Source organism: Dyadobacter sp. NIV53 (assembly GCF_019711195.1).
Taxonomy (GTDB): Bacteria; Bacteroidota; Bacteroidia; order Cytophagales; family Spirosomataceae; genus Dyadobacter.
Map to the genome: position 1 here is coordinate 2,847,212 of NZ_CP081299.1, position 18,432 is coordinate 2,865,643.

Below are 18,432 nucleotides of genomic sequence, written 5' to 3' on the forward strand. Positions count from 1 at the left end.
AAACTAAACTGTTGTTGGGACGACGAACATTTCGCTCACTTTGATTTGAAATTCAGGTAATACAGAAGCGGCAGAACATACATCGTCATCGGTGCAAATTTTAACATTTTTACGAGAAGTATAGACATAAACAATTTCGTGGTTTGGGACTATATTCCAAACCACTTTTACGCCTGCTTTAAAATATTCTGTTAGCTTATCTTCAATTTTATAAAGCTGATCTGTTTCAGAAATGATCTCAATTATGAATTCAGGTATCACATCCACACCATCACGTCCCTGATAAACCTGTTCTCTTGTAAAATAAGCAATATCCGGACGACGCATTTGGACTCCTGTTAACATTACGTCTGGCTCCACCATTATGGATCCATTCTTGTAGTATCCCTTTTCAATAAAGAGTAAATTCAACACATCATAAATATAATATTGCTTCTTTTTCATTCCTGTAAATTTAATGAGCTCGCCGTCATTCCACTCATATTTGAAGCCGTCATTAGGCTCCCATATCAGGAATTCTTCGAGTGTACGAGGTGATTGATTTACATTATGAGAAGCCTTAATCATAGTTATATGATGTTTCTTTTGCGTTGAAAATTAAGGTACTTTTATTCAAAGATAAAACAATTAACAAAATATTGGAAAACTCTTATTCATATACAATTTATGATTTGTTCCGGAGTAATTCGTCCAATAGAAAATTTGAAAAAGTAATTGAAAACTTTCTTAAGCTGTATATTTATTTTTCTTTAAACACTTACCTACATAATTACCACTACAAATGACCCTTTCAGAAATATGGATTTATCCTGTTAAATCTCTTTCCGGCATCCGTCTTACCCATGCAGAAGTTGAAGAAAAGGGTTTAAAATACGATCGCCGCTGGATGATTATTGACGAAAACGGCGTGTTTGTTACCCAGCGTAGTTTCCATAAAATGGCTCTGATTGATGTAGAACTCCTTTCCGATAGTCTTGTACTTTCCTACCGGCCGGAAAACAATAACCAGATTTCAGTTCCTTTTCAACCCATATCTGCCAATCCTTTAACCGTAACAATTTGGGACGACGAAACGGATGCTTTAACCGTAAGTGACGAAGCAGATAAATGGCTAAGTGATGTGTTAGAAAGAAATGTCAGACTGGTTATCATGCCTGAATCCGCTGAACGTAAGGCGGATCCAAGATATGCAAAAAATGAAGAAAACGTAAGTTTTGCGGATGGCTTTCCTTTTCTGATCATCTCTCAGGCATCTCTGGATCAATTGAACAGCCGTTTAGCGGAACCGATTGAAATGAAGCGTTTCCGACCCAATTTTGTTGTGACCGGTACTACTCCTCATGAAGAAGACGGGTGGAAGTCAGTCCAGATTGGAAATATACAATTTGACATTGTTAAACCATGTGCCCGTTGTGTACTTACAACTGTTGACCCGGAAACCGGTGGAAAAGGGCCTGAACCTTTAAAAACACTGGCTACGTATAGGAGAGTAAATAATAAAATACTTTTTGGGCAAAATGTTGTAGCCAGGGATTTTGGTAAAATAAATGAAGGAGACCGGCTAATACTTCTGTAAAAAACTGACTTGGTGCACATTAAAAAACCCACTTGGTATGAGCAGGTTTTTTAATAATATGTTGCAATATCCGAAATCCTTAAGGCTGCGCTTCAGACTCTCCTGTTCCGTTTGACTGAAATGGACTTTTCATAATTCCTCTTTCAGAATTACGTATGAAATTAATAATGACATCTCTTTCATTAGATGGCGGCAATTCCAGTTCGACCTTCTGTAAAGCCTCAGCATTATTGAGGCCACGCATGTAGATATAACGGTAAATATTCTGAATGTCCACGATCTTTTCATTGCTGTAACCACGTCTGCGCAATCCTACTGAGTTGATTCCCGCGTAGGAAATAGGCTCACGCGCTGCTTTGGTAAATGGAGGAACATCTTTACGAACCAGCGAAGCGCCGGAAACAAAAGCATGCGACCCTATTTTAACAAACTGATGAACAGCACTTAATGCACTGATAATAGCGTATTCTCCAACGTGAACGTGACCTGCCATTTGTACATTATTACCAATAATGCAGTTATTCCCAACCCGGCAATCATGTGCTACGTGTGCATAAGCCATAATCAGGCAATCGGCACCTACGACTGTTTTCCAGTGCTCTTCCGTTCCCCGGCTAATGGTTGCATATTCCCGGATCGTGGTATTATCACCAATAATTGTTAAGGTATACTCATTATTATATTTTAAATCCTGCGGTGTAGCTGAAATTACAGCACCAGGATAAATACGGCAGTTTTTACCAATACGGGCACCGGAATTGATAACGGCATGCGAGCCTATCCAGGTACCTTCACCTATTTCCACATCTTTGTGGATCATCGCAAAAGGTTCAATTTCTACATTCTGGCTAATCTTAGCATCAGAATGAATATATGCTAACGATTGTGTCATTTTTTCTTTACCAAGCTTGCGATCATGTCTGCTTCACATACTAGCTGCCCGGAAACATATCCACGGCCGCTCATCTTTACAATACCCCTTTTCATCGGAGAGGTAAATTCACATTTAAATATAACGGTATCACCCGGAAACACATTGCGACGGAAACGACATGCGTCAATTCCGATCAGGTAAGGCCAGTAATTATCAGGGTCTGGAACACTCGTCAATACCAGAATACCGCCAGTCTGAGCCATTGCTTCTAATTGCAAAACACCTGGCATTACGGGGTTGCCGGGAAAATGACCTAAAAAAAACTGCTCGTTAATCGTTACATTTTTTACACCAACAACACTGTTTTCATCCAAAGCAATGATTTTATCAATCATTTGAAACGGATAACGATGTGCTAATAACTGCCCGATCTGGTTAATATCAAATACCGGTTTTTTAGTCGGATCATATTGAGGAATATTGCCTTTGCCGGATTTAATCAGCTTTTTGATTTTTTTGGCCAGGGCAACATTAGCAGCATGTCCAGGCCTTGCTGCTAATATCTGTGCTTTAATAGGACGGCCGATAAGTGCAAGATCTCCAATCAGATCGAGAAGCTTATGCCTTGCCATTTCATTAGGATAATGCAGGTCTACATTGTTGAGTATTCCCTTTGATTTGTCAACACTCACCTTAGGTTTATTCAGCAATTGTGACAAATGATCCAGTTCTCCATCTTTTACGTCACGATCAACGATAACGATAGCATTGGTTACATCCCCTCCTTTTATCAGGTTTTGCTTATATAATGCTTCCAGTTCGTGTAAAAAAACAAAAGTTCTGCACTTTGCTATATCGTCCTTGAATAAAGTAATATCATTCAAAGATGCATGCTGACTACTTATTACGGTAGAATTGTAGTCAACCATTACAGTCAGGCGGTAATCAGAAAGAGGCAAAGCTACCAGTTCTGTTTCTGCATTTTTGTAATGAACGTATTCGGGTACTTCAAAATAATTACGGTATGCGTTCTGTTCTTCAATCCCTGCATCTGTCAAGGCATCTACAAATTTGATAGAACTCCCATCCATAATAGGCGGCTCAGGACCATCCAGCTGAATTAACACATTATCAATCTGCAAACCAACCAGGGCAGCCAGTGTATGTTCCACGGTATGAATCCGTGCACCATTCTGCTCAATTGTTGTACCACGCGACAGATCTACTACATTATCCACATCAGCATCTACAATGGGCTGATCAGGTAAATCGACACGCTGGAATTTGTATCCGTAATTGGCCGGTGCGGGCACGAATGTCATTGTTGCTACTACACCGGTATGTAAACCCACTCCCGTAACGGATACGGACTTTGAAATGGTTTGCTGTTTTTCGTTCATTATATTCTCCTTATGTACTTAAAGGCGACGGGTTTTTGCTTATGCAAGTTTTGAACTTTTACTTTGCCTTATTATAAATTACTTTAAACTAATTTCTTTCGTGAATTTCAGAAGCCTCTTTTTTGCGTTCCAGGCTTTTCAATCTTTCCTCCATATCAGGAAGTTTTCTCATTGAAGCCATTGAACGCAAATGTTCCGTAAGATCCCGAGCCGGTGAGCCGGAAAGTGACAGCCCTTCTTTTTTAATTGATTTACCTAAACCACTCTGGGCACCGATTTTGGTATGATTTGCTATTGAAAGGTGTCCGGAAATACCCACCTGCCCGGCAATCACACATTGCTCGCCGATCTGTGTGGATCCTGAAACACCCGATTGGGCTGCAATTACAGTATTTTTTCCAATCTCAACATTATGTGCTATCTGCACAAGATTATCCACTTTCGCCCCTTTTCTTATAATTGTGGAGCCCATCGTGGCGCAATCAATTGTGGTATTGGCACCAACGCTTACATTATCTTCCAAGATTACGTTACCTAACTGAGGAATTGTTTTATAAGTACCGTCCGGCTGCGGTGCAAATCCAAAACCATCACTCCCGATCACTGTATTTGCAAAAACCGTACAGTTTTTACCAATTACCGTATTATCGTAAATCCGCACTCCCGGATGAATGATACTGTTATCACCAACTAAAACATTGTCTCCCAAATAAGAATGGGGATATATGATAACATCATTTCCAATGATACAATTCTTACCAATGTAGGAAAAAGCTCCTCTGTATCCGCCTGTACCCATCTGACTGTTTTCGCCAAAAAAACTAGGCTGTTCTACTCCTGATTTTACTTTTGAAAGCCTTTTCTGGTATTCTTCCAGAAGAATGGTAAATGCAGAATATGCGTTATCGACATATATTAAAGTAGTATTTACCTCCTTTTTCGGGATAAAATCTTTGTTAACAATTACTGCAGAAGACTGTGTAGTGTAGACATAAGGTTCGTACTTATTATTGGCAAGAAAAGATATACAACCAGGCTGACCTTCTTCTATCTTAGCAGCCGAACTAATCGTAATTCCCTCATTTCCAACAATAACTCCATCAAGCATTTGTGCAATCTCGCTGACAGTAAATTTCATATTTTTCGGCTATTTCTGGTAACGTGTCTGGACGTAATTAACGCAATTTTTCAAATAGACTTATTTTTATTCAGAAAGAAATTTACATTCTGACTAACCACGCAAAGATACATTTTTACCCCAACATACATAATACTTACGCACAATCTTGGTTAATGCTTCAATGGTCGGAATGTCGGATGCATCTGCGATATCCAATAATTTACCATCTTTCATTTGGACTTGTATCGGATCCTGTTCTTTTTCATAAGCCCAATTGGTGGTCACACCGGTAACTAAAAAATAGGGCATTTGCTGTTCTGTAATCCCCGACTGTAAAAGTTTTTCACGTAACGGACTCAATATCACTTCATCCGGCGGTGTATCCATAAATGTAATTTTAAATAATTTCCTGTCCAGCAACATTTTACTTAATGTTGAAAGCACCGGATCATGATGTATTGTCCAACCTTTTACAGAAGCCCATACGTCATTATCATCCAATCCGTTGAAAGATTTGAGCAAATCCGGCTCTAATTCAAAATCGATCAGTGAGTAAGTATTTTTCAGGAATTTCGAGAAATCAGGGGTTGCAAATAAAACCTCTCCGTTTCTTGACAATTCCCGTGCCCGGTACAAAATCTGGGTAAGCATGGCTTGTGCACTCAACAATGTTTTATGCAAATATACCTGCCAGTACATAAGCCGTCTTGCGTGCAGAAAATTCTCAATACTTAATAATCCCTTTTCTTCTACTACCAGTTGATCCCCACTGATATCAAGCATTTTGATAAGCCGGTCGGCACCGATAGAGCCTTCAATTACACCTGTGTAAAAACTGTCGCGTTTCAGATAATCCATGCGATCCATATCCAGCTGACTGGAAATCATCTGATGAAAGAATTTTCGAGGGTACGTACCTTCAAACATTTGTATGGCCATATCCAGCTTGCCATTCATTTGTTTGTTCAGGTCTTTCATCAACACCAAAGTGACAGACTCGTGCTCAACGCCTGGCATCAGTACACTTTCCAGTACATGTGAAAAAGGCCCATGCCCCAAATCATGTAAAAGTATGGCAGCCTGTGCAGATTCCGATTCCGTATCCCAAATCTGATGGCCCTTTTCCTGCAAAGATTTTAAAGCCTGGCTCATCAGATGCATCGCACCCAATGCATGATGAAAACGGGTATGCAGAGCTCCCGGATAAACAACATCCGCTAATCCTAACTGTTTGATCCGCCTTAACCTCTGAAAGTAAGGATGTTCAACCAGATCAAACAGCAAATCGGAACATATGGTTATAAAGCCATAAACCGGGTCATTGATAATTTTTCGTTTGTTCAAAACAAGTTTTTTGACAAAAATAATAAACTACCAACGGAGAAAAGAAGTTATTCTTATGATAATCGTTTGGAGAATTAACGAGTTTTACTAATTTTGCACTCCAAACTCTGTTACAGAGACGGGCCTATAGCTCATTCGGTTAGAGCAACTGACTCATAATCAGTAGGTGCCTGGTTCGATTCCAGGTGGGCCCACTTGAAAATCAAGGACTTACGAGATAAAACTTGTGAGTCCTTTTTATTTGATACACAATTTGCCACTTTGATTTTCCTTATCCGGAATTAGGCCAAACTTGAAAAACACTTGCATAATTAGCCATATTTAAAAGCTTACAGGAAACGTATAATACAACACGTTGTATTGTTCAGATGTTACTCTGTTTTTTAATATCTAATAAAATCCCTGATTTGCTGCCTGATATTTTAAGGCTATTGACTTAACAAATTTTATATTATTCTTTATGCCGGGGGCAACAAGAAAAGTGTAGCTATTTGTTGCTAAATGAAACTAACACCGTTATTACTTCGCAGATAGTTGGCTCCTGACTCAATTTAAATATTCCAAAAAAAGGTCGAAACCCAAAAGTTAGCAGACGACTGCCAAAGACCTCAAGGCACATAAAGCCCGGTCTTAATTGCCAGCACTACGAGATCCGTGGTCCGGTTTACCTTCATCTTTTTCATCATTCGTTTAATAAATTCCTGGACGGTATTAATGCTCAGGCCCATTTGATTAGCAATTTCTTTTGGCGTATTTCCCGAACATATTTTTTTAGTACTTCTTCTTCCCTTGGCGAAAGGCGGTACTCTTCATTCTGGTCAGAAAAAATGTTATTGACTAGTTTGTCTTTCATCGAAAGGTTTATGTACTTCCCGCCTTTCATGACCGTTTCTATTGCCTCGAGCAGTTCTATATCAGCCGCATCTTTGGTAACGTATCCTGAAATTCCAATTCTAAATGCTTCTCTGATCATCGCGGTGTCAGACAGAGAAGTCAGGATAATAAATTTGGCCTCAGGCAAACGGGGCTGAACGACAGTGATCATCTCAATTGCATTCATACCTGGCATAAAAAAATCAACGATCACCAGGTCTGGTTTCCAATCCGTAAATGGCTCTTTAAGAAAAACATTTGCTTCTGAATAAACCCTGATGTCCGTTTTATCCAGGTTATTTTCAAGTAACAGTTTTAGCGTTTGTCCCAATAATTTGTGATCGTCAATAATGGCAATGGTCATGGGCAATGTACTTTTAAAAAGAATATGAAATTACCGGCTAGTTGTATGCGAAATGTCATCAGCCAGAATCGATAAATAGTATTAGTTTGCAAAATTATATATTTCAAATCCAATCTCTAGCCAAAAGTCCGCTTTTAGTACACCTGTAATAAATTTTAATGACAGGCCAAGTCATGAAAGATATGTTCGTAAATAAATGATTATCAGGATGGTAACTAATTTTAATTAACCTGATCTTTGTCGCGCTAAAAGGGTATAATCAATGAACCTTCAAGTGAAATGTTATTTCATTCCAAAGTTATCATTTCAAGTAAATAGCTCTGAAAAAATTAGCTGACATGCTCTTACCGGCAAACTGATGATACCCTACCGGCAATTCAAATAATTAATACCTAAAATCACACATTTTTATGACACACTTATACAAGAATGGCTCATCGGTCAGCGCCATATCGTTGTTCACATGCAGATCAAAGGATGATCCCGGACCGAAAGGTTTTGGTAACAAATACAGGACTTTAAAATGCTCTGTTATATGCTTTTTACTTTGGATTGTAGTTGCCACGGTTCTTCCTGCTAATTCATTTGCGACGGATATTTATCTGGCGCCAATAGCCAGTGGAAGTGCAAATGGAATTGGCGGCTGGGGTAATGCTGCGAATGCTACTACTTATCTCTCAGCATTATATGTAACGCCACCGGCTGCGGGTACCCACATTTACATCAAAACTGGGTCTTACAGCATGCCCAATAATCCTGGTGGGAACCTGACAATTTTACTGAATTTCGATGATATATTGATCCAGGGTGGCTTTCCACTATCTGCAACGGGGACTGATATTAGCGGATACAACCCTGTTACCAATACTACAACAATCACAGGAAGTTCGGGTTCATGGGTAAACGCATTGTTTTCATCCAACACAGCGACTGTTAAAAAGGTTACCATCAAAGGTTTAACGCTGCTTGCAGGAAATGTTACCAACAATATTTTTGGTCCTAATTCGCTGGCCAGCAACGGTGCGATTTTTGCGGGAGATTTCACTTTCACGGATATTACATCTTCCAATCAGGACAGACCGACAGGTTATGGTTTATTTTTTCTGTTCAGGTTCACCGCTGGAACCAGTAGCCTTACTTTGAACAACTGTTATTTTGCCAACAACTCTAACGGTACACAGGGAGGTTCTGTAATTCAGGATTCCGGCCATAGCGGCACCGGGCAAATTCCGGTTACCATTAATAATTGCAGTTTTGTCAATAATAACACGTTTGGATCGAACAATTCATGGGGAGGTGCCATTTCCATTGTGGCTAACAGTCTTTACAATATCAACGACAGTTACTTTTGTAGCAACACTGCAGCACTTGAAGGAGGGGCTATTGGAATAGGAAGCACCGCAGCAACAAATGCTGTATTGAATGTTACCCGAAGTACCTTTTACAACAACCATACAACTACGGTCAATGGTCACAATGGTGGAGCGATTTTCGCCCAGGTGGGAACACTTCATATTAAGAATAGTAATTTTTACCAGAATTATACTACTGGCGGTGGTACGGATCCATTCCAGCTAGGCGGTGCTGGCGGTGCCATCGCTCAGGCTACAAGCGCGGGGATCAGTACGATTGACGGCTGTGTGTTTTACAAAAATTATGTAAATTCTGCATCGGCAACAAGTGCTTCCTCTTCCATATCTGGCGGAGGCGCTGTGGCATTAGGGCGTCCTGTCACTGCGAGCGGTACATTTTCGGTGACAAATAATAAATTCGTCGGCAATTACTCTACTTACAACAATCCGGCTTTCGCTGACGCGCTGGGAGGAGCACTGGTTGCTCAGAAGTGTACAATCAATGATTTGTCAGGCAATGTATTTTATCAAAATTATATTCGGAACAATTCCTCGCTGACTAATATCAAGGGAAGTGATTTTGCCGCATTTGGAACGGGAGTCGCCATCCAGAATATTACCAATAATACGTTACAGCTTGCCGCAATTTCTGATTATACGCCTGTTGCACTGTACAGTTTTGTTGCTCCAAATACCTTTGGCAATCAGGCACCGGGCAATGATGGTGGCGTTGGCAACCCAACTCCTTCTTCCTGTCCAACCGGTATTTCTTTTACCGACGATTTTGTTACAATTCCTGACTTCAATGTTACTTACACCAATGTTCCCGTAAGTGGCGATGTGAGTACAAACGATATTAAGCCAACTGGGTTCTCCTATGGCACACCCGTAGCACAGGCAGGTAATCCGGCTGGGGCGGTGGTTACATTAACCATGAATGCTACAGGTGGTTACACTTTTGAAAGCAATACACCAGGAGTTTATCATTACGATGTTCCCTTTTGTTTTCCTTCCAGCCCATGCACCATTGAAACACTAACGATTACCGTTCTGGACAAAAACACGGCAAATCCACCGGTTGCAAATCCGGATTATGCCTATGGAATGGGTGCTGCGTCAGGCAGTGGACCGCCAATTACTTCGCATGTAATTACCAACGACGGCACTGGTAATCTCAACGGAGTCCTGGGCGCGCCTACTTTAACCAGTCCTGCACCGGCAGCAACAACCGGAACAATTGCCGTCTCGGGAAATGACGTCATATTTACACCTGCCGCAGGTTTTTACGGAGAGTACGTGGCTACGTACCAGGTTTGCGAAATGCCGGGTGGATTGTGCGCCACGACAACGGCCAGTTTTTACGTGAAGTCACCCGCTGAAACCAACAGTACTTTTGCTGATGACGACTACATCAGTACGCCGATGAACACGACCGTAAGTGGGAATGTAAAAACCAATGACAGCGATGTGGAAGGAAACGTCCAATCCGTGACACCCCAAAGTACCGGAGTAACAGGAAAAGGATCTCTCGTATTGGCAGCAGACGGCAGCTATACATTTACACCGTCATCCGGGTTTACAGGGCCCGTACACTTTACCTATGAAACCTGCGATAACGGGTCGCCTTCTAAATGTGCGATGGCAACGCTGTATGTGATGGTAATGGCGGTGCCGGATTTGACGCCTGCTATACTGAACGATGGAACTGCTCTTATACAAGGCACTTCCCGTGATAACGTAATTATTATCACCAATTTAGGATCAACTACGACGGGAGTAATTACTATAAATATTCCGAAGATGACACCCAATTTCACGGTTTCAATACCTGCTGGCTCGACGATGATGGATGTCTTTGGTGGAACTGCCGTCAATAATTCAAATTGGACTATAACGCAACAAGCAACCCGTTTTGTGCTGACTTCAAATACTGGTGTTACTATTCCGAATAATGGGTCTCTGGCGATCGGTGTAAAAGTTACGGCGATCGGGCTGCCAAATGCAAGTGGAAATCTTAGTGTCCGAATTGTGTTCGGATCCGGTGGCGGCGAAGCTCCTACTACTAACAATGACGACAACAATACCTACACAGTAAACTAACACTAATAAAACCGTTATCATGACTAGAACTTTTAAAAATACAGTGCTAAGCTTATTGATCTTTTTTGGGACATTGAGCAACACTTTTGCACAAAATGACGCCGATCCTGCAATAACGTCTTTTGGTTTTGGGGCGGCATCTGTACCGGTTGGAGGTACGACAACCCTTTCCTTGTTCTTTTTAAATAATGGAGATTTTCAAAGCCTCGTTCCCGGCTCAATCGCCATATTGGTTTCACTGACCAATGCCGGGGAATATACGGCTGAGCCTGAATCAGGCTTGGCGGTTGTTTCGGGGCTGCCAGCCAATTATTTTACCTGGACCTATAATCCTGCAACTAAGGCACTTCGAGGTGTACTCAATACTGCAATCACGCCCGGAGATGGAGGACAAATTGATATCGTTGTTAAAGGTGTTGCAGTCGGTTCGAATACCTCAACTGTGAATATCCAGAGGCTGCAGCCAGCGAATTTGACGGGTGACTTTGTTGGTAACAATACCTTACCTCCGGCATTGCTGGCAGTGACACCGTCACTGCCCGTAACCCTGATCTCCTTCAACGCCCAAAAAGAAAACAGCGGCGTAAACCTGACATGGGTCACAACGGAAGAAGTCAACAGTGATTACTTCGAAGTGCAGCACAGTGTGAACGGGAAATCATGGTCGGTGTTAGGTAAGGTTGAATCCCATAAGGACAGCAAAGTGACCAACAACTATACTTACTCCGATGCAAATCCCGGTGAAGGCATGAATTACTACCGGCTGAACATGGTGGACAGGGATGCTACACATGCTTATAGCCGCATTCGTAGCGTTGATCTGGAAGGAAAATCAGAAACCAATGCAGTTTTTCCTAATCCGGCTGCAACTTTTATAAGTATTGACGGACAGGAAGGCAAAGAGGTGAAAATCTTCGATGTGAACGGGGTTTTGAAAACATCTTCCAAAGTGCAGGATGGACAGATTAGTATAAACAACCTCCGGAATGGTTTGCATCTGATCCAAATGACCAACTCTGCAAATCAGGTTGTGACTAAAAAATTTGTTGTTCTTAAATAATAATTCACAAGTACCACACTATAATTTAATTAAAAAGAGCTCAAATGTGATGAAACACATTTGGGCTTTTTTACTTTCAAATGAAAAAAAGTAACACAAGCAGAATAAAACTATGTTTACCCTAAATTATTACTAAACAGTAACCGGATTTAATTGTGAACACCGTCGCTAATTTTGGTATAACTAAGCGGATATCATAAATAACGCATGAGAACGGCTAGTCTTCGCATTATGATGCCAGTTTTAGATTAGCGCTTTCTGTATTTCTACCATGACAAAATACTTTTTAATATTAGTTTTCTATTGCCTGTTTCAGATTTCTTATGGTCAGATTTCGGACGGATTATTCAAAGCTCTACCCGATACCTTGCAGCCGAAAAACATAAGAAACGTTACGGAGCAAGAAGCCATAAAAATCATTTTGAATGCCCCGATTTCTCTTGCGAATCAGCATCAGGATAATTTTCGACTTCTGGCTGTTAATCTGAAAAAGGCTATTGCAAAGGTTTCGAATCCCGCTACAAAAATCAGATTTGCCGAAGCAATTGCAGGCGTTTATATACTGTTTGGTGAATATGATTCGTCTTTTGTATGGTATGAAAAGTTGGTTTCGTTTGACAAAAGTCAAAAGGTTGAGCTGGATATTGTGTGTAATGCCTATATCAATATGTCGATGTATTATACCGAAATCAATCAACCACAAATGGCCATTGAGATGTTACACAAGGCTACTGACATTGCAAGAATAAACAATGATCCGGAAGATGCAAGGGGAATTAATCTGGCTTATTTTCAGATTTACAGCCAGCTAAGTTTATACCATCAGGCATTGCCTTATCTCAATAACTTTTTAGAAACCGAGCCACCACTGACCAGGTGGGACAACAACGACTATACCGACCGCTTTTTGACCAAGGCCAGAATTTATTCCTATTTATTTCGCGAGGAAGGAAAACCAGCGTATGCAGATTCGGTAAAGAAGTTGATTGGAGAGGTACTAATAGCGAAAAAGGCACAAAGTTCATTTTGGTATTTTCACTGCTACAAAACCCTGGGATTCTTAGAATATTACAAAAAAAATTATAAACAGGCTATTAATTTTTTTGACAAGTCACTTTCGGCTGAATATAAGAATTCGCGCCTGTACCGGCCATTTGCTCCTGAGCTCTACAAAAATGCATCGCTTCTTCTTATGGGAAACGCTGAGGGATTGGGAGCATTACTTGCGATAAATATTCCCGAAAAAGATTTTTATACGCACAAGGAACGTAATAATGTTTTATACCAATACTATAAAAAGAATGGTGATGATAAAAAGGCACTTGATTATTATGTCAAATTTCGGGCATGGACTGATTCAATAGATGTTATCGGCCAAAAAGGAAAAGTGTTCGAAGCGGAGCAAAAATATTCCGTAGCGCAAAAAGAAGCAGCTATCGCAACGCTTGAAACTGAGAAACTGCAGGCCAGCATTGCTCAAAAGAGAACAATGGTTATTGGCGGATTCATTGGATTGATATTGGTTATACTGGCACTGGTAATCTACCTCAGCAGCAAAAGACAAATAGCCAGGAAACAAACAGAAAGACTGGGATTGCTGGAAGAACTGTCGGATATGGAAAAGGAAATGGAGCTGGACAGGCTGCGGCACCAGACTGAAAAAGAACAGGAAATAATTGGCCAAAGGCAAAAAATCTCGAAAAACCTGCATGATGGTGTGAGCAGTGACCTGGTGGCTGTCCGGTATCTTATTTCCGATTTGAAAGCCAAAGCTGAAACAGAAGAAGCCCGATTGTTGCTGGCCGACGTTGAGGTAGAAGTCCAGACTGTCTATGATCGTTCCAGGGATTTTACCCATCAACTCAATGAAAGTAACGCCAAAGAAGAATACAATGCTTTGGAATTGGTTGAGAATCTGACACTACGTTTTGGAGTAGGTAGCAGTCTGAAAGTGCAGTCAGAAGTAGATCCTTTGCTGGATAAAATTATTACTTCCCAGCAAAATAGCGAACTATACAAGGTTGTAAAAGAAGCAGTAGCCAATTGCCTGAAACACTCAGGAGCAACGCAAATGGAAATTAAAGTGCTGAAACAAGATTGTGAAATTGTTTTTGAAATTAAAGACAATGGTCATGGAATGTCCTCTGAAAAGAAAGCTGGACTAGGTCTTGCATCTATGCGTGAACGTGTAAGGTTATTAGGTGGAGATATTAAAATAGAAACCAATACGTCCGGTTTCAGAATTTATGGCAGTTTTCCAAAAACTGCCTGATATCCATGCTCTTATCATGGCAATTCTATTTTTTGTAATTCATTTACCGTTTTAAAACAAGCAGCAAACCAAGCCCGGTATATATTTATTTGGGAGAATGGCCTTATCGAAATATAAATTATACTAATTGATGTATAAGTATCAACTTAAAGACAAGTTCTAAAACTTTTGTACCAAATTTACTTCGGAATCCAAAAGTTCAGTACTTTTAAATAAATCTGAGATTAATATGTGCACTTATTAAAATTTTATATGAAACTAAACCTTTTGTTTGGCCTTTGTTTTTGTTTACTGTCGAAGGCTTCATTTTCTAATTCAACTGCCAATATAAAGGAGACATCCCGGACAATTGAAAAATCGGGAACAAAAGCTCAATCAAAGGCCCTTCCCCGCATTGGCATTGTGGGTTTGGCAATAGAATCAAGCACATTTTCGCCGGCACGCACGCATGAAGAAGCTTTTCATGCGAAAATCGGTGCAGAAATTTTTACTTCTTATCCGTTTTTCTCAGCTGATTCAACAATTCCAAAACGTGCTGCATGGTTTCCGGCATTTATGGGGCGTTCATTGCCTGGGGGTACAGTTACAAGAGAAGCCTACGAATCCATGGTTAAACAATCCCTTGCATTACTTAAAAAGAACCTGCCTTACGATGGTATCTTTTTTGACATCCATGGCGCTATGAGCGTGGTAGGCCTGGACGATCCGGAAGGGGATTTTATTGTCAGGATCCGCGAGGTGATTGGTAAAAAACCCATTGTTTCCACGTCAATGGATTTACACGGAAATGTTTCGTGGCGCCTGGCTCAAAACTCGGATATAATTACCTGCTACCGTATGGCACCTCATGAAGATGCTATGCAAACAAAAAAAAGAGCCGTTGAAAACCTGCTGACAAGGCTTGAAAGCGGAAAGGGAAAGCCTGCTTACAAAGCATGGATCCCAATACCTATATTATTACCGGGAGAACAAACCAGCACCAGAATTGAACCTGGAAAAAGTTTATATGCTGAGGTTGCACCAGCTTCATTACAAAAAGGTGTTGTCGATGCCGCTATCTGGATCGGTTACGCCTGGGCTGATGAACCACGTAACCATGCCGTTGTGATGGTTACCGGCGATGACAAAGAAACCGTTGCCAAAACAGCTGAACAACTGGCTGCCAGCTTCTGGAAAGTCAGGAAAGATTTTGACTTTGTAGCGCCGACTGCCAACTTAAAAGATGCGTTGGATAAAGCAATTGCCAGTCAAAAACACCCGTTTTTTATTAGCGATTCAGGTGATAACCCAACTGCCGGAGGCGCTGGCGACGTAACCTGGACATTAACAGAAATTCTGGCACGCCCTGAATTCAAATCAGAAAACGGGCCTTCTCTTATTTATGCATCCATACCTGGCCCCGAATTTGTAAAAGCTGCCATTGCAGCTGGTGTTGGTGGAAAAGTAGATGCAACCGCTGGTGCAGCAGTTGATGCACGTTTTGCACCTCCTATTCGCCTTGCCGGTACAATAGAATCTATTGAATATGGTGATAAAAATGCAGAGGTGGAAGTGGTGGTAAAAGTAGGAAGTGTTCATGTGATTGTTACCAAACTTCGTAAACCTTACCACAAAGAAGCTGATTTCACCAGACTTGGCCTTAACCCGCGCAAATCTGATATTGTTGTGGTAAAAATTGGTTATCTGGAGCCCGAACTTTACAACATGCGGGCAGACTGGCTACTGGCATTGACACCAGGCGGAGTAGACCAAAATCTGGAAAGACTTGGTTACAAAAGGATTAAACATCCCATGTTCCCGTTAGACAAGGACATGAAAGATCCGGATCTTAAAGCACAATTCGTTCCCCTATCTGATAAATAAACAAGATATGTAATAGCTGATTTAAAGAGAACAGCGATGCAAAAAAGCACTTGGCAAATAAATGCCAAGTGCTTTTTTTATACTTTAATAATAACTTAAATCCTGCTAATCCTGCGGCAGACGATCCTGTAATGCTGTCTTTAACATTATACCTTCGAATTTATAAATCCCGGAACAAAACATGTATTGCGTTACTTGTATATGAATGTTAGAAGGCTGAATCGCAGATTGCCGCCCGGCAATTTATATTAAAAAAAATGCAGTCATTATAAGTGCCGTTCAAACCTTCATATCAGGCATATCCAGAGAAAAAATTGATAGTTTAGGTATTATTAAGAAAATCTTTTCAAATACAAAAGCCTGCGGTACGCTTATTGGGGAAAGTTATAAACCCCATTGATTATACATTAACTTATTACTTTAAAGTCAGGATATGAGCAAAAAAGTTGCAGATCAAATTGTTGAAATGCTGGTCGCCAATAACGTAAAAAGAATCTACGCCGTAACAGGCGACAGTTTAAATGAACTGAATGACGCGGTGAGAAGAAGCGGAAAAATAAAATGGATCCATGTCAGGCATGAAGAAGCTGGCGCTTATGCCGCTGCTGCCGAAGCGGAACTGGACGGACTGGCTTGTTGTGCCGGCAGTAGCGGGCCCGGACATGTTCACCTGATCAATGGATTGTATGATGCGCATCGTTCAGGTGTGCCTGTCATTGCCATTGCTTCCACCATGAACACAAACGATTTTGGCACCGATTATTTTCAGTCGACCAATACCATAAAGTTGTTTGACGATTGCAGTTGTTATAATGAAATTGCAACTACTGCCGCACAGGCCCCGCGTATGTTACAGTCTGCTATTCAGCATGCAATCCATCATAAAGGCGTTGCAGTTTTCGGATTGCCAGGCGACGTGTCCGGTTTACCTGCCGAAGAAAGTGCTACTGCCATGTACAATTACAGAAGCAATCCGGTAATGCGTCCTTCAGACGAAGAACTTGGAAGTGTAGCGGCACTACTGAACAGCAATGCAAAGGTTTCAATTTACTGCGGTATCGGAGCGAGGGAAGCGCATGATGAAATTATTGAACTGGCAGCTTTACTCAAAGCGCCTGTTGGTTATTCCTTCCGTGGTAAAATGGGTATCCAATACGACAATCCGTATGAAGTAGGAATGACTGGTCTGATCGGGCTTCCATCTGCGTATCATGCCATGCATGAGTCGGATGTGGTGCTGTTGCTGGGGACTGATTTCCCTTATGCGCCGTTCATGCCAACTAAAAATAAAATTATACAGATAGATGAAAAACCGGAAAGGCTTGGCCGCAGGGCAAAATTAGATCTGGGCCTTGCTGGAAAAATCAAGGACAGTGTCAAAGCTTTATTGCCTTTGATAAAAAACAAAACAGATGAAAGTTTCCTGAAAGCACAGCTGGATCTATATGATAAAGTAAAAGAAAACCTGCTGACCTATGTACACGACAAAGGAAGAGAAGACAATATTAGTCCGGAGTTTGTAGCATCAACAATCAATCAACTGGCTGCTAACGACGCTATTTTCACACTGGACACGGGTATGTGCTGTGTTTGGGGTGCGCGTTACATTCAGTCCACCGGAAAAAGACTGATGCTTGGATCTTTCAATCATGGTTCTATGGCTAATGCAATGCCGATGGCAATCGGCGCTTCACTGGCTTATCCCGACAGGCAAGTGATTGCCTTTTGCGGTGACGGTGGCTTATCGATGTTATTGGGTGATCTGGCAACTATCAAACAATATCGTTTACCGATCAAACTGGTAGTGTTTAATAACAGGTCATTGGGCATGGTAAAGCTCGAAATGGAAGTACAGGGCTTGCCAGATAATGAGACAGATATGGTAAATCCTGATTTTGCAATGGTTGCTCTGGCAATGGGGTTCAGGGGGATTACCGTGAACGAACCGGATGAAGTCCATAATGCCCTGAAAGACGCTTTTCTGGAAAACGGCCCGGTCTTGATTAATATCATGACCAATCCTGCTTCACTGGCAATGCCCCCAAAAGTGGAATGGGAACAGGTTAAAGGTTATGCTTTGTCGATGACAAAACTGGTACTTGGTGGCAGAATGGACGAAGCTCTGGATATTGCAAAATCCAATTACCGGCATTTAACGGAGTTGTTGTAAGCATTTACTCTGAGTCAGAGAAGTCAACTTTTGAAAAGTTGACTTCTCTAATATCCGGCCGGCT

The 18,432-nt window shown here is 41.2% G+C and carries 13 protein-coding genes and 1 tRNA gene; 7 read left to right on the forward strand and 7 right to left on the reverse strand.

Annotated elements, in window-relative coordinates:
- Positions 1-3: 3 nt before the first annotated feature.
- A complete protein-coding gene (locus KZC02_RS11465) occupies positions 4-567 on the reverse strand; it encodes a Uma2 family endonuclease (protein WP_221394224.1) in 564 nt (187 codons plus the stop codon).
- A gap of 214 nt (positions 568-781) precedes the next feature.
- Here KZC02_RS11465 and KZC02_RS11470 point away from each other — a divergent pair, with 214 nt between their 5' ends.
- Positions 782-1,576 carry an MOSC domain-containing protein gene (locus KZC02_RS11470; RefSeq protein ID WP_221394225.1) on the forward strand — a complete coding sequence of 265 codons (795 nt, stop codon included), beginning with the start codon at positions 782-784 and terminating at the stop codon, positions 1,574-1,576.
- A 79-nt stretch (positions 1,577-1,655) separates the two neighbouring features.
- On the opposite strand, the gene lpxA is transcribed toward KZC02_RS11470, so the two are convergent.
- From lpxA to KZC02_RS11490, 4 genes are all read right to left on the reverse strand, one after another.
- Positions 1,656-2,468 carry an acyl-ACP--UDP-N-acetylglucosamine O-acyltransferase gene (gene lpxA, locus KZC02_RS11475; RefSeq protein ID WP_221394226.1) on the reverse strand — a complete coding sequence of 271 codons (813 nt, stop codon included), beginning with the start codon at positions 2,466-2,468 and terminating at the stop codon, positions 1,656-1,658.
- Positions 2,465-3,850, reverse strand: coding sequence for a bifunctional UDP-3-O-[3-hydroxymyristoyl] N-acetylglucosamine deacetylase/3-hydroxyacyl-ACP dehydratase (locus KZC02_RS11480; RefSeq protein ID WP_221394227.1), 1,386 nt, complete (start codon positions 3,848-3,850; stop codon positions 2,465-2,467). The genes lpxA and KZC02_RS11480 overlap by 4 nt, the downstream gene beginning before the upstream one ends.
- Before the next feature lie 88 nt (positions 3,851-3,938).
- A complete protein-coding gene (gene lpxD, locus KZC02_RS11485) occupies positions 3,939-4,988 on the reverse strand; it encodes a UDP-3-O-(3-hydroxymyristoyl)glucosamine N-acyltransferase (protein ID WP_221394228.1) in 1,050 nt (349 codons plus the stop codon).
- A 93-nt stretch (positions 4,989-5,081) separates the two neighbouring features.
- Complete coding sequence (locus KZC02_RS11490) at positions 5,082-6,314, reverse strand: HD domain-containing protein (RefSeq protein WP_221394229.1); 1,233 nt, start codon at positions 6,312-6,314, stop codon at positions 5,082-5,084.
- Between the two features lie 120 nt (positions 6,315-6,434).
- On the opposite strand from KZC02_RS11490, the gene KZC02_RS11495 reads away from it, so the two are divergent.
- Positions 6,435-6,508: transfer RNA gene (locus tag KZC02_RS11495), tRNA-Ile, on the forward strand.
- A 414-nt stretch (positions 6,509-6,922) separates the two neighbouring features.
- Here KZC02_RS11495 and KZC02_RS33310 read toward each other — a convergent pair.
- Complete coding sequence (locus KZC02_RS33310; protein ID WP_221395018.1) at positions 6,923-7,042, reverse strand: LuxR C-terminal-related transcriptional regulator; 120 nt, start codon at positions 7,040-7,042, stop codon at positions 6,923-6,925.
- Positions 7,033-7,551: a response regulator transcription factor gene (locus KZC02_RS11505; protein WP_221394230.1), complete on the reverse strand. Its 519-nt coding sequence runs from the start codon at positions 7,549-7,551 to the stop codon at positions 7,033-7,035. The genes KZC02_RS33310 and KZC02_RS11505 overlap by 10 nt, the downstream gene beginning before the upstream one ends.
- Positions 7,552-7,961: 410 nt before the next feature.
- Here KZC02_RS11505 and KZC02_RS11510 point away from each other — a divergent pair, with 410 nt between their 5' ends.
- From KZC02_RS11510 to KZC02_RS11530, 5 genes are all read left to right on the forward strand, one after another.
- The gene (locus KZC02_RS11510) at positions 7,962-11,003 is read left to right on the forward strand and encodes an Ig-like domain-containing protein (protein ID WP_221394231.1); all 3,042 of its coding nucleotides are present in this window, start codon (positions 7,962-7,964) and stop codon (positions 11,001-11,003) included.
- Positions 11,004-11,022: 19 nt separating this feature from the next.
- Positions 11,023-12,063 (forward strand): T9SS type A sorting domain-containing protein, encoded by a 1,041-nt coding sequence (locus tag KZC02_RS11515; RefSeq protein WP_221394232.1) that lies wholly within the window; start codon positions 11,023-11,025, stop codon positions 12,061-12,063.
- A gap of 271 nt (positions 12,064-12,334) precedes the next feature.
- Positions 12,335-14,335, forward strand: a complete 2,001-nt coding sequence (locus KZC02_RS11520; RefSeq protein WP_221394233.1) for an ATP-binding protein — start codon at positions 12,335-12,337, stop codon at positions 14,333-14,335.
- Between the two features lie 252 nt (positions 14,336-14,587).
- The gene (locus tag KZC02_RS11525; RefSeq protein ID WP_221394234.1) at positions 14,588-16,198 is read left to right on the forward strand and encodes a M81 family metallopeptidase; all 1,611 of its coding nucleotides are present in this window, start codon (positions 14,588-14,590) and stop codon (positions 16,196-16,198) included.
- Between the two features lie 433 nt (positions 16,199-16,631).
- Positions 16,632-18,368, forward strand: a complete 1,737-nt coding sequence (locus tag KZC02_RS11530) for a thiamine pyrophosphate-dependent enzyme (protein ID WP_221394235.1) — start codon at positions 16,632-16,634, stop codon at positions 18,366-18,368.
- Positions 18,369-18,432: the final 64 nt, after the last annotated feature.

Coding starts and splice junctions, on each gene's coding strand:
- KZC02_RS11505 (WP_221394230.1), bottom strand. CDS start 7,551: ATGACCATTGCCATTATTGACGATCACAAATTATTGGGACAAACGCTA.
- KZC02_RS11465 (WP_221394224.1), bottom strand. CDS start 567: ATGATTAAGGCTTCTCATAATGTAAATCAATCACCTCGTACACTCGAA.
- KZC02_RS11470 (WP_221394225.1), top strand. CDS start 782: ATGACCCTTTCAGAAATATGGATTTATCCTGTTAAATCTCTTTCCGGC.
- KZC02_RS11525 (WP_221394234.1), top strand. CDS start 14,588: ATGAAACTAAACCTTTTGTTTGGCCTTTGTTTTTGTTTACTGTCGAAG.
- KZC02_RS11510 (WP_221394231.1), top strand. CDS start 7,962: ATGACACACTTATACAAGAATGGCTCATCGGTCAGCGCCATATCGTTG.
- KZC02_RS11530 (WP_221394235.1), top strand. CDS start 16,632: ATGAGCAAAAAAGTTGCAGATCAAATTGTTGAAATGCTGGTCGCCAAT.
- KZC02_RS11515 (WP_221394232.1), top strand. CDS start 11,023: ATGACTAGAACTTTTAAAAATACAGTGCTAAGCTTATTGATCTTTTTT.
- lpxD (WP_221394228.1), bottom strand. CDS start 4,988: ATGAAATTTACTGTCAGCGAGATTGCACAAATGCTTGATGGAGTTATT.
- KZC02_RS11480 (WP_221394227.1), bottom strand. CDS start 3,850: ATGAACGAAAAACAGCAAACCATTTCAAAGTCCGTATCCGTTACGGGA.
- lpxA (WP_221394226.1), bottom strand. CDS start 2,468: ATGACACAATCGTTAGCATATATTCATTCTGATGCTAAGATTAGCCAG.
- KZC02_RS11520 (WP_221394233.1), top strand. CDS start 12,335: ATGACAAAATACTTTTTAATATTAGTTTTCTATTGCCTGTTTCAGATT.
- KZC02_RS33310 (WP_221395018.1), bottom strand. CDS start 7,042: ATGGGCCTGAGCATTAATACCGTCCAGGAATTTATTAAACGAATGATG.